Source organism: Ruminococcus sp. OA3 (assembly GCF_022440845.1).
Taxonomy (GTDB): domain Bacteria; phylum Bacillota; class Clostridia; order Lachnospirales; family Lachnospiraceae; genus Ruminococcus_G.
Genome location: NZ_JAKNTO010000001.1, coordinates 872,435 through 885,299, shown reverse-complemented (window position 1 = coordinate 885,299; position 12,865 = coordinate 872,435). Strand labels below are relative to the sequence as shown.

Genomic DNA, 12,865 nt, shown 5'->3' with positions numbered 1-12,865 from the left:
CCATACAGACTGTTGGTCTGTAAAAATAGTAGCATGAATTTTATGCTATGTCAATGGTCGGAAAAATTTATTCCCCTTCTGTTTTCTGTTCCTCGGCTCTGCAGCATTTGCCATAACTGCAATTACATCATACGCATCCTCACGTTGTTACAAAATCGCATTGACATTAGCAATGTTAAGTTGTATAATAACCGATAGTTAGTTGAAACTAACTTATTAAAACAAATTGAGGAGGAAAGGTATGAGTACCAAAACCAACAAGCTAAAAACCAAAGACCTGATCGTTGCCGGAGCCTTCGCCGCCCTTTATGTGGTCGTGCTGTTTGCGGTAGTTTCCATCATGGGGTTTGTCCCTGTCCTGTATCTTATCGCACCGTTTGTAAACTCAATCATTTTAGGATGCATTTATATGATGTATGTTACAAAGGTGCCTAAATTCGGGGCAATTCTGATTCTTGCGGCTGCCGTAGGGCTTCTCACTTCCACCGGTGGCGTATGGGTATCTCTGATTTGGTGCCTGGCTCTGGGGATCACAGCGGAACTGATTGTCCGGGCAGGAAGGCGTAAATCCAAAAAATCCTACATACTCAGCTATGTTGTTTTTGCCTGCTCCAGTATGTCTCCTTTCTGGATGCTGGCCTACGCCAAGCCAGCCTTTATCCAGTCCTGCGAAGCTTACTATGGCGCTGATTATGCCGCAACGCTGGATAAGTTCACCCCGAGCTGGATTATTGTGGTTCTGATTGGAATTGCCATGTTAGGCGGACTGATTGGCGGGCTGGTCGGATCCAAACTTTTGAAAAAACATTTCCAGAAGGCAGGGGTGGTTTAATGCAGCTTATTGAAGCTACCCAGCAGCCCCTCCTTCGAATTGACGCCCGCACAAAATTTGCGCTGCTCTTTGGGGTGGGCATATCATCTTTAATGTTCCCGCCCTTTTGGCTGGAGGCAACAACCTTTGTACTGATAGCGCTACTTTTGGCTCTAAACAGACGGCTAAAAACCTCAGGGAAGTTTACTGTCGCATTCCTTATTATGCTCCTTTTGGACTGGGCGGTATCTTTAAAAGTAAGCGGTGGCTTTGCGGCGCTGTTTTTCTCTCTTGTAAGGTTAGGGAGACTCATGATCCCGATTTTTATGGCGGGTATATTGCTGATGAAAACCACTTCCGTCAGCGAGTTTATGCTTTCCTTTGAACGGATGCATCTGCCCAGCAAACTAACTATTCCATTGTCGGTTATGTTCCGCTTTATCCCAACGATTTCTGAGGAATGGCACAGTGTTCGGGATGCCATGCGCTTTCGTGGAATCGGTATTTCTGTGCGTTCTGTGCTGACAAAACCGATGATGACGCTGGAATATACCATGGTGCCGCTACTGATGTCAACTGCTACGATCGCTGATGAGTTGGCTGCGGCTTCCCTTTCCCGTGGGCTGGACGCTGATATCAAGCGTACCTGTATTGAGGATGTGAGGCTACGGGTGCAGGATTATCTGTTAATTTTGTTTTCCTTTGTAATCGCCTTGACGGGAGGAATGTTATGATTGAATTGAAGCATGTCACCTTCTGGTACGAAAATGTTCCGGAAAATGTCTACAGTATCCGCGATATCAATTTAACCATACAGAAGGGAGAATGCGTTGTCCTTTGCGGCAGAAGCGGCTGCGGAAAAACAACGATCACCCGATTGATCAACGGTCTTATTCCTCATTATTACGAAGGAAATTTGTCGGGTCATGTCTCCATCAATAGAGTAGAAATAAAAAACCAGCAGCTTTCTAAAATCTCACAGCATGTTGGTTCCGTATTTCAAAATCCCCGCAGCCAGTTTTTTAACGTGGATACGACAGCGGAACTGGCATTCGGATGTGAAAATCAGGGACTGCCCAAAGAAAACGTACTGGATCGAATTGAGGAAGCAGCGAACCGCTTTTCTCTGAACGGTTTGCTGAACCGAAGTATTTTCGAACTTTCGGGCGGTGAGAAACAACGGATTGCGTGTGCCAGCGTTTATGCGGTCCATCCGGATATTTTTGTTTTAGATGAACCGTCTTCCAATTTGGATCCTGTTTCTATCCTACAGCTAAAAGATGTTTTACTAAAGCTGAAAGCGGAAGGAAAAACGCTGGTAATTTCCGAACACCGCCTGTACTACCTTATGGATATAGCTGACCATTTTGTTTGTCTTGATCAAGGCGAGATCCGTTCGGTATACAAAAGGGAAGAAATTGCTGCTTTCAACCCGGCACAGATCTCTGCGATGGGATTGCGGGCACTGAACCTGAACCAAGTGGATTTACGGACTGAACCAAAGAGTTCGGAATACTCAGGGCATGAATTTGCGTTTCAAAATCTGAACTGTAAAATATCCGGCCGCAGCGTACTACATATCGAATCCCTGCGGATTCCCGCAGGAGAGATCATTGCGGTGATCGGGCACAATGGGGCTGGAAAATCAACGCTTGCCGGATGTCTTTGCGGTATCCGGAAACATACGGGCAGAGTGCTTTATGACAAAACGGAACGGACTCCCCAAAAGCGCCTGAAAGAAAGTTACATGGTCATGCAGGACGTGAATCACCAGCTGTTTACGGAGAGCGTGCGTGACGAAGTGATGCTGAATATTCCGGAGGAACAGGCTGAACAAGCGGAAAGTATCCTGAGCGATATGGGAATTGACGAGCTTGCGGACTGCCATCCGCTGGCACTATCCGGAGGGCAGAAACAACGTGTTGCCATTGCAAGCGCCCTGTGCGCAGGGAAAAAAATCCTGATTTATGACGAACCAACTAGCGGACTGGACTATGAAAGCATGCGCAGTGCCTGTACTTTGATCCAGGAGGTTTCCCAACGGACGGAGTTGTCGCTTGTGATTACTCACGATTTGGAATTCATCATGTCCTGCTGTACTTTCGTACTGCATATTGACCATGGGACAGTCAAAGCATTTTATCCACTTGACAGCAAGGGTAAAGCAAGGGTAAAAGAAGAATTTTTATTATGCAGAGAAAGTGAGGAGGAATTATGAGCAAGCAGAAAACTAAAACGGGGATGGCCAGGATGATGCAGCTGGCAATGACCAAAAAGCCTTTGGTGATTGCCTCTGTTATTTTGTCCTCGCTGGCGGCGGTAGCCAGTTTTATTCCCTATATTGCGATTTATTTTATTATTCGGCAGATCTTATCTGTATATCCAGACCTGAGCGCATTGGGGCAGACCAGTATGTTTTCCTATGGCTGGATGGCGCTTGGAGGAGTTGCAGCGAATATCATCCTGTATTTTGTAGCCCTCATGTGTTCACATTTGGCGGCCTTTGGTACGCTGTATGAACTGAAAGTGAATTTTCTTTCCCACCTGGCAAAGGTGCCTCTTGGATTTCATGTAATGATTGGAAGTGGCAAACTCCGGAAAATTACAGATGAAAATATTGAAAATGTTGAAAAATTTATTGCCCATCAGCTTCCGGATATTGTGGCCGCATCTGTTTCTCCGGTTGTGATGGCTGTGATTCTGTTAAGCGTAGACTGGCGGCTTGGCCTGGCAGCTATCATTGGCGTAATTCTTGGTTTCGTAATCCAGAGCATCGCCTACGGTCGGGAAGGCGCCAAAAAAATGATGGACCAGTATCAAAATTCTTTGGAGAACATGAATAACGCAGCGGTGGAATACATCCGTGGGATTTCGGTCGTCAAAGCTTTTAAGCAGACAGTCTACTCTTTCCACCGTCTGCACGAAACTATCAAGGAATACACTTCCATGGTTATTCCCTACACGCTGAGCTGGGAAAATCTAATGTCTGCTTTTATGACGATTATTAACCATATTTATCTTTTTCTTTTGCCGGTGGGCATTCTGATTGGCATGAATACTGGAGATTTTAAGGACTTTGCATCCCGATTTATTTTTTACTTAGTCTTCGTGCCTTCCATTGCGGGCGTTCTTTCAAAAATCATGTATGTAAATTCGGATGCCATGCGCATTGCCAACGGCATAGAAGCGATGGATCAGATTCTGGCAGAGCCAGAACTTGGACAACCGCCAGTTCCTAAAACAACTGGCAGCTATGATATCAAGTTCGAAAACGTGTCCTTCTCTTATGAAAAGGACACGGGAAAACAGGCGATTTCCAATGTAAATTTTCATGCACGGCAAGGTGAGGTAACAGCAATTGTGGGTCCTTCCGGTGGTGGAAAGAGTACGATTGCTCATCTGATCCCGCGCTTTTTCGATGTGGATCAGGGCACTGTTTTCATCGGATCGGTGGACATTCGACAGATGGAAAGCCGTTATCTGATGGAACAGGTCAGCTTTGTATTTCAGGATGTTTACTTATTCAAACAGAGTATCCGGGATAATATTCGGCTTGGGAACCAGAATGCCAGCGATGAGCAAATTCAGGCGGCAGCTAAAGCCGCCCAATGCCATGATTTTATCATGGCGCTGCCGAACGGTTACGATACTGTCATTGGAGAGCAAGGTATCCATTTAAGTGGCGGTGAACAGCAGCGGATTGCGATTGCCCGTGCCATTGTAAAGGATGCGCCTGTGGTAGTGCTGGATGAGGCCACAGCCTTTGCTGATCCCGAGAATGAACATTTGATTCAAAAGGCTTTTGAAAAGCTGATGCGCGGAAAAACGGTGATTATCATTGCGCACCGTCTTTCCACTGTCCGTAACGCCGATCATATCATTGTGATGGACAATGGATGTGTAGCCGAAGAAGGGAGCCATGGTGACCTCCTGCAAAAAGGCGGACGGTATGCATCCATGTGGAAGACCTACAACGAAACAGCCAGTTGGACTATGGAAAAGGGGGTGCCGGTCAATGGCTAAGAAAAAATCAAGCTTTCAGGACGCGCTGATGCTGACAGACAAGGGCTATCGGGATTTGAAAAAAGCGATTGTTGCCTGCACGTTGACGAATTTCTCTATGTTTATCCCGGCCATGGTGATGCTTCAGGTTGTCATGGAAGTTCTGAAGCCGTTTACAGGAGGAAGCATCTCATGGACAAATATGTGGGTTTATTTTGGACTCGGCATCATTGGCGCAGTGATCGTATACCTCTGCAATAAGAACGACTACAAAAAGACTTATGTGGCCTCTTACATGGAGAGCGAAAACACAAGAATTGCTTTGGCGGAACACATCCGAAAGTTGCCTATGAGCGTGTTCAACTCCAAAAACCTTTCGGAACTTACTACAAATCTTATGGGTGATGTAGCGACTTCCGAACATGTGTTGAGTCATATTTATCCGCAGATCATCTCTAATGTGATAACCATTACTGTTGTCTGCATCATGTTTGCCTTTTATGATTGGCGTATGGCACTCGCCATTTTCATTTCTGTACCTGTCGCCTTTTTCATTATTTTTGCAAGCAGACGGCTTCAGGAACGGCTTGGGAAAAAACACGCCCAGGCGAAGCTGGAAGCTTCCGAACAGGTTCAGGAATATATAGAAGGAATCAAGGTGATTAAAGCCTGCAATCTGGACAGCCAGCAGTTTCAAGCATTGGAAAAAGCACTGCGCACTATGAAAAATCTCGCGATCAAATTTGAATTTGGTTCCGGAGTTTTTGTGACAGGGGCACAGATGATTGTCCAGTCTGGTATCGGAATTACAGTATTTGCAGGGACCTCCCTGCTGTTAAGCGGCAAAATAGAACTTGTCCCGATGTTGCTTTGCCTTCTGATTGTCACCAGAATTTATGGACCCATCATTACAGAACTTACGCTATTACCAGAACTATTCTATCACCAGATTGCTATCCGAAGGATGAGAACCCTGATGAACATTAAGCCAATGGAAGGAGACACCGAAAAACCGATAAAAGAGTATGAAATCGAACTGAAAAATGTCAGCTTCCGGTACAACACGCAGGGTGAGGAAACTATTAAGAATGTGAACGTTACCATTCCTGCGGGAGCAATTACGGCGTTGGTTGGTCCAAGCGGAAGCGGTAAAAGTACTCTTTCCCGTCTAATCGCACGTTTCTGGGATGTCAATAAAGGTCAGATGGAAATTGGCGGGATGGATGTAAAGGAGCTTGATCCGGAACACTTGATGGAATACATGTCCTTTGTATTCCAGGATGTGGTTCTTTTTAACGACACAGTTTACAATAACATCAAAATTGGAAATATGGATGCCACCGAAGAACAGGTGCTTGCGGCAGCAAAAGCTGCACGCTGCGACGAATTCATCGACAAAATGCCCGATGGTTATAATACCATTTTGGGAGAAAACGGTAGTACCCTTTCCGGCGGAGAACGGCAGCGCCTGTCTATTGCAAGAGCTTTACTAAAGGACGCCCCGATTGTTCTTTTAGACGAGGCAACAGCCAGCCTTGATCCGGAAAGCGAAGCCAGCATCCAGCATGCAATTGGGCGGTTAATACAAGGAAAAACGGTTCTTGTCATCGCCCACAGGCTTCGTACCATTGCAAACGCCGATAAGATTATTGTACTTGATGATGGTGAAGTTGTAGAGCAAGGAACACACAGCGAACTGATATTACAGGAAGGACTTTACAAAAAACTGTATACTATTCAGCAGGAGAGCCTTGGCTGGAGTGTATAGATGGTATACAAACAGCAGTAACCTAAAATATTTCAGAACACCCTTGACAAATCGCTTTCATTCCGTTTCCACACTGATCGTCAAGGAACTCCCCCGTCTATAACGTCCGGTTTATCGCCATCGACGATGATGTAGACAGCGCAAAGGGCGAAAATGACTTCGCTGTGTTTAAAAATGTATTTAATGACTATTACGCCAAGAATGCAGGTCACGATTAAAGTTTTTTTACTTATGTCGGAAAAATCCGAATTCCGCTTGCAAAACCGGAACTACTGACAGATACGAAAAAACTGGCGTGACCTCTTCTTGTCTGTGTTTCTATTTTATTCTTCCTGTCCCAGCTTCTTTTTCTCTTCCTCCGACAGCCCATCCAGCAGATAGTTTCTGCCCGCCCGCTGCTTCTTAAGATACTGCTCCTGAATCGCGGCATTGGCTTCCCGTATTTCCTCCTGCAGATCCCGCGCCGAGAGCAGCCCACAGCCCTGACCCCGGATGATGATCTGTTCCAGCCCGTCTGAGGTTGCCACCACGACCTGATATTTCTCCCGGTTTTCATGAGCAAATCTTTCTATATACTGATCTGCCGTCTCCGCCTCTTTCGTATATACCACATGTATATTGTGATACTCCATAATCTCCGTAGTATGGCCCCCAACGCGGTAAGCGTCAAACACAACGATCAGGTGACATCTGCGGATGGCCTGATAATTTGACAGAATATCCAGCAGCTTTCCTCTGGCACCGTCGATATTGACCTGTGCCAGCTCTTTCAAATCCTCCCAGGCAAAGATGATATTATATCCGTCTACCAGAAGATATTCCTCCAGCTTTCGCCTGACACTGTGTTTTCCGGGCACAGGCACCTCCACCGTACGTGCACTTCGCCGCTGCTTCCAGCCCCCGGCAGTTTTCCTGCCCTTTTGATTTGCGCCATATGCCTTCGCCAGAATGGCGTCCACTTCCTCAGTATCAATCCACGGTTCCTCAGTCTGGGCTCCAACAGGATACTGTCTGGGCGCCTCCCGGGACTCCCCCGCCTGCTTCTCCCCCTCAGGAATCAGCTGAGGTTCCAGGTGCATATACTCCTCCACCTGATCCCAGTTTACCACGAACCCGGCACCATGTGCGCAGAATACGGATCCCGTGGGGTTCTCCAGGTCGTGCTCCGAATCATAGCCTGTTCGCAGGATGACCTCCTCAGCATTGTGGCATGGACCGTATCCCTGCAGACTGCAGAAAAGTCTCCCGTGCCCCTTTGTGTAGGATACTACCTCCTGCGAATAGCCCCGCATCGCAGACACCGGCGCGCTTCCGGTCAGCACGGATAGTCCCCCCTCAGATACCGGCTGCCGAAAAGTGCCGTGCATGCGCTCCAGATCAGCCATCGCACGGCCTGTCATCTGCGACGGAACTTCCAGGCGGTATTCATAAAATGGTTCCAGCAGCACGGATACTGCCCGTTTCAGCCCGTGCCGCACCGCACGGTACGTCGCCTGCCTGAAATCTCCGCCTTCCGTATGCTTCTTATGCGCCCGGCCCGCCGCCAGTGTGATTTTCATATCGGTGATCGCCGACCCCGTCAGCACTCCCCGGTGTTCTTTCTCTTCCAGATGTGTCAGTATCAGCCGCTGCCAGTTTCTGTCCAGTACATCCTCACTGCAGCTCGACTCAAAGACAAGACCGCTGCCGGCTTCCCCCGGCTCCAGGATCAAATGTACCTCTGCGTAGTGCCGCAGAGGCTCAAAGTGTCCGACACCTTCCACCTTATCGGCGATTGTCTCCTTATAGACAATATTTCCGGCACCGAATTTCACATCTGCGCCAAACCGCTCCTTAATCAGACTCTGCAGCACCTCTGTCTGCACCTCACCCATCACCTGAGCCTGGATCTCCTGCAGATTTTCATCCCAGACAATGTGAAGCTGGGGCTCTTCCTCTTCCAGCTGCCGTAGTCTTGGAAGCATCGTGCTGACGCTGTCTGACGGATCCAGTATCATCTGATATGTCAGAACGGGTTCCAGTATCGGCATGATAGATTCCTCCTCGATCCCAAAGCCCATGCCCGGCCGGGTCACTGTAAGTCCCGTCACAGCACATATCATACCCGCCGCAGCCTCGCTGACAGTCTCATATTTTTCTCCTGAGTAAATACGGATCTGGTTGATCTTTTCTTCCCAGACAGTATCTCTGTCCATTCCTTCCCTGCGGTTTGTAAGTGATGTTTTTGTCTTCAGGCTCCCGCCGGTAACCTTGAGGTATGTCAGACGGCTGCCCTGATCATCCCTGGCGATCTTAAAAACCCGTGCACCAAATGCCTCAGGATAACATGGCGTTTCTGTATACTGCACGAGACCCGTAAGAAATTCTTCCACGCCCGTAAGCTTCAGCGCCGAACCAAAAAAGCAGGGAAATACCCTGCGTGCCGAGATCAGGCTTCGAATGTCTTCAGATTCTAGCGTCTCATGTTCCAGAAAATGCTCCAGTGCCCTTTCATCGCACATCGCAAGACTCTCATAAAAGTCATATTCATGAGGTCCGCCAAAATCAATACAGCCATCATCCAGCCGGCTTTTCAGCTCTGCAAGAAGCTTCTGACTGTCCGTCCCTTCCTGATCCATCTTGTTGATAAACAGAAATACTGGTATCTGATACCTCGCCAGCAGCCTCCACAGTGTCTGCGTATGCCCCTGTACACCGTCCGCTCCGCTTATCACCAGGATCGCATAGTCCAGCACCTGCAGCGTGCGCTCCATTTCCGCAGAAAAGTCCACATGACCCGGAGTATCCAGCAGTGTCACCTGCAGATCCCCCAGGCTCATCTGTGCCTGTTTGGAAAAAATAGTGATTCCGCGGGTTCTCTCAAGGGCATACGTGTCCAAAAACGCATCCTGATTGTCGACTCTTCCCATCTTTCGGATACTGCCGCTCTTAAAAAGCATCGCCTCCGATAATGTTGTTTTGCCCGCATCCACGTGGGCCAGAATACCAATTACTGTCCTTCTCATCCGTATACTCTCTTATTCTTTATTTTTCATTCTTCCATTTATGAATCTGTTCCAGCCGCTCCCTCACCTGCTTTTCCTGCCCTTCCTCTGTGGGCAGGTAATATCTTCGGTCTGCAAGCGCATCCGGCAGGCATTGCATACGGCTCAGCTTCTCCTCAGTGTCGTGGGCGTAGATATAATCCTGCCCATACTTCATATCCTTCATCAGGCTGGTCGGTGCATTCCGGATCGGAAGAGGCACCGGCTCGGCAGGCAGCTCCCGCACGTCTTTTTTACAGGACTCACACGCCCTGTAAAGTGCATTGGATTTGGGTGCCATTGCCAGACAGACCACCGCATGTGTCAGATGAACATCGCACTCCGGCATCCCGAGAAAATGACACGCCTGATATACGGCCACAGCAGTCTGAAGCGCTTCCGGTTCCGCCATTCCAACATCTTCGCTGGCAAACCTCACCAGGCGCCTGGCAATATACAGCGGGTCCTCCCCTCCGTCCAGCATACGGCACAGCCAGTACACTGCTGCATCCGGATCACTGTTTCTCATGGACTTGTGCAGCGCCGAGATCAGATTATAATGTTCTTCCCCGGTCTTATCATACAACAGAGAACGCCGATTCATACACTGTGCCAGAGTATCCTCATCCACACAGATCTTTGCCTTCTCATCCATCCGGCCGTTTAGTACTGCCATTTCAAGCGTATTCAGTGCAGTCCTCGCATCGCCGTTGGAAAAACGTGCAATCGCGGACAGCATGTCATCATCAATTGCGATATCCTGATTTCCGAATCCCTTCGTACTTTTCAGGGCGTACAGCAGCAGCTCCTTCAGGTCCTCCTCCCCGAGCGCTTTTAAAATAAATACCTTACACCGCGACAGAAGCGCTGAATTGATCTCAAAAGAAGGATTCTCAGTCGTCGCACCCACCAGAATAATGCTTCCTTTTTCCACGTACGGCAAAAAGGCATCCTGCTGAGCCTTATTAAACCGATGAATTTCATCAGCGAACAACAAAGTCCTGACGCCTGACCTGCGGTTAAACTCCGCCTGGCTCATAACTTCCTTTATCTCTTTGATCCCGCTGGTCACCGCGCTGAACTCCACGAATTTGGCCCTGGTCTGATTCGCGATAATCCTCGCCAGTGTCGTCTTACCCACACCGGGAGGCCCCCAGAATATCATGGAAGATACCTGATCTTTTTCAATGAGCTGCCGCAGGATCTTCCCCTCTCCGATCAGATGCCGCTGGCCCACATATTCATTCAGCGTTTCCGGACGCAGGCGGCTGGCCAGGGGTGCACTCGTCCTGCGGTCATCAAACAGGCTTAACTGCTCCATCATGATCTAAACACCTCTTATCCTCCCTTTTATGCTCTTTTTTCTCCTGATACATTCGTTGATCCGCAAGTTTGAGCAGTTCCCGATAATCAGTACCGTCCTCCGGATAGTATGCACATCCGGCGGAAAACCGCACTGTAACAGCCACATCCGAACTCAGTTTCACCGTGTAGCCCTGCATCGCCTCACGTATGATCCCGATCCTCTCCGTCAGTTCTTCCCTGTCATCAGCACAGATGATCAGTGCAAATTCATCACCGCCCAGCCTCGCGACGATTCTGTTCTCTGAAGGTCCGGTGCATAAAATCCGGGCAACTCCACACAGATAACGGTCACCGCTTTCATGTCCATACTGGTCATTGACTCGTTTCAGCTGATCCGAATCAGCGAGCAGGATCACAGCATATTTAAATTCCGGTGCGGGCACAAAAAACGCTTCCAGACGACGATAAAACGCCCTCCGGTTGTATAATTCAGTTAAAAGATCAATATCCCGTTCACGTTCAATATGCTGGCGTTCCATCACATCATTCGTTACATCCATGAGAATACCCAGCATATTCTTTTCATACGTGATCGACTCCATACGGATAAAACGTTTAATTTTCCCGGGAAGCTGATAAATTTCTTTTCTCCCATCCACCATATGCCCGCGGATTTCTTCCAGCTTCCTCTCAAACAGCATACAGTCCGACAATATCAGCCTTGCCTCATCCTGCGACAGTTTTAAAATCTCCGCAATCCGCCTGGTCGCCATCACACGTTTCATATTCTGCCTGTACTCATAGACTCCCACCGGTATACTGACAACATCCAGAACTGTCGAGAGCTTATTGGTGGTGTCCAGCAGACTCCCTATCATTTCATTGATCTGTTCACTCAGCTCCGCGAACTCCGGCGTGGTATCCACATCAACCTTCGTATCAAGATCTCCTCCCGTTATCACTCTCATCTTTTGGTTCACGGCAGAAATGCCTTTTAATATATAGCGGTCCAGATACCGGGATATTGCAGCTATCATAATAATGCCGAGAAGCAGCAGGTAGCCGCCGAGCATAAGACAGTTTCTGTTGACATTCTGATACATGCTGTCATGGGGAACGATACGTCCAAGAATCACCGATCCGTTTCTTTCAAATACACAATAACTTTTCTCACCGTCCACAACCGCATGGAACCCGTTTCCACCGGCGTTTACTTCCTGGGGATCAATCCCCAGCTCCTCTATATTTTTATCAATATAACCGGAACCTGTAGCGCCGAGTACCTGATATGTCTCAGGGTCCAGCGCACAGATGACCGCCCCTTTATCCGCCGTAACGATGGAAAAAATATAAGACAGCTCATTGCGCTTCATTGCCTCAAGAACTCTGTGCGGTTCCATACCTATCTGTACAATCCCTTCACCGTCTTCTCTCCAGACCGCCGCATACTGCATCAGTTTCTGCTCCGCTGTATTCGGGGTTATCTCCTGGCATAATTCCAGCGACCGGTCTTTCAGCATCGGCAAAAAAAACCGCATCTGTTCTCCGGAGTTGAAATTCAGGCCAAAGTACTTTGGCTGTGAACCCGCATACAGATTCCCCTGTGTATCAAAAATGTGAAATTCATCGATCTGGAGAAATTCTGCAATCTTTTCGAGTTCATCCTGATCGTTAATGATGTCCGGATTGTTCTGAACAATATAGGCTGCCGCCTTGGCGTTTACCAGACAGCTCTTTGCAAAATCTTCCTTAATCTGTTCTACCTCTTTTTCATTCTGGACCAATATCTGATTGATCTGCCAAAATAACTCCTGGGAGTTCACGCGCATGGTATCCTGAGCCTGGAAAATTTGAAGCAGATAGTTCAGCAGAAGCGAAACCAGCATGGCCGCAAAAATAATAATACACAGCCTCTTATTTATCTGTTTTTTCATCGCTTACTCCTTTTCACAATTT

General features: G+C 48.1%; 8 protein-coding genes. 5 read left to right on the top strand and 3 right to left on the bottom strand.

Annotated features, from left to right (window positions below):
- The first annotated feature begins 241 nt into the window (after positions 1–241).
- Genes MCG98_RS04065 through MCG98_RS04045 form a run of 5 tightly spaced genes read left to right on the top strand, consistent with a single transcriptional unit; the run spans position 242 to position 6,581 of the window.
- Positions 242–832 carry an MptD family putative ECF transporter S component gene (locus MCG98_RS04065; protein ID WP_240300554.1) on the top strand — a complete coding sequence of 197 codons (591 nt, stop codon included), beginning with the start codon at positions 242–244 and terminating at the stop codon, positions 830–832.
- Positions 832–1,545: an energy-coupling factor transporter transmembrane component T gene (locus MCG98_RS04060; protein ID WP_240300553.1), complete on the top strand. Its 714-nt coding sequence runs from the start codon at positions 832–834 to the stop codon at positions 1,543–1,545. The genes MCG98_RS04065 and MCG98_RS04060 overlap by 1 nt, the downstream gene beginning before the upstream one ends.
- Positions 1,542–3,029 carry an energy-coupling factor ABC transporter ATP-binding protein gene (locus MCG98_RS04055; protein WP_240300552.1) on the top strand — a complete coding sequence of 496 codons (1,488 nt, stop codon included), beginning with the start codon at positions 1,542–1,544 and terminating at the stop codon, positions 3,027–3,029. The genes MCG98_RS04060 and MCG98_RS04055 overlap by 4 nt, the downstream gene beginning before the upstream one ends.
- Positions 3,026–4,834, top strand: coding sequence for an ABC transporter ATP-binding protein (locus MCG98_RS04050; RefSeq protein WP_240300551.1), 1,809 nt, complete (start codon positions 3,026–3,028; stop codon positions 4,832–4,834). Before MCG98_RS04055 ends, MCG98_RS04050 begins: the two co-directional genes overlap by 4 nt.
- On the top strand, positions 4,827–6,581 hold the full coding sequence (locus MCG98_RS04045) for an ABC transporter ATP-binding protein (RefSeq protein ID WP_240300550.1): 1,755 nt from the start codon (positions 4,827–4,829) through the stop codon (positions 6,579–6,581). Before MCG98_RS04050 ends, MCG98_RS04045 begins: the two co-directional genes overlap by 8 nt.
- Positions 6,582–6,904: 323 nt before the next feature.
- Here the strand turns inward: MCG98_RS04045 and MCG98_RS04040 are convergent, their stop codons facing one another.
- From MCG98_RS04040 to MCG98_RS04030, 3 genes are read right to left on the bottom strand one after another with little or no spacing between them, the layout of a single operon-like run.
- Positions 6,905–9,586 carry a TetM/TetW/TetO/TetS family tetracycline resistance ribosomal protection protein gene (locus MCG98_RS04040; protein ID WP_240300549.1) on the bottom strand — a complete coding sequence of 894 codons (2,682 nt, stop codon included), beginning with the start codon at positions 9,584–9,586 and terminating at the stop codon, positions 6,905–6,907.
- A gap of 19 nt (positions 9,587–9,605) precedes the next feature.
- Positions 9,606–10,928, bottom strand: a complete 1,323-nt coding sequence (locus MCG98_RS04035; RefSeq protein WP_345891619.1) for a replication-associated recombination protein A — start codon at positions 10,926–10,928, stop codon at positions 9,606–9,608.
- A complete protein-coding gene (locus MCG98_RS04030; protein WP_240300548.1) occupies positions 10,903–12,843 on the bottom strand; it encodes a diguanylate cyclase in 1,941 nt (646 codons plus the stop codon). Before MCG98_RS04030 ends, MCG98_RS04035 begins: the two co-directional genes overlap by 26 nt.
- Positions 12,844–12,865 lie beyond the last annotated feature (22 nt).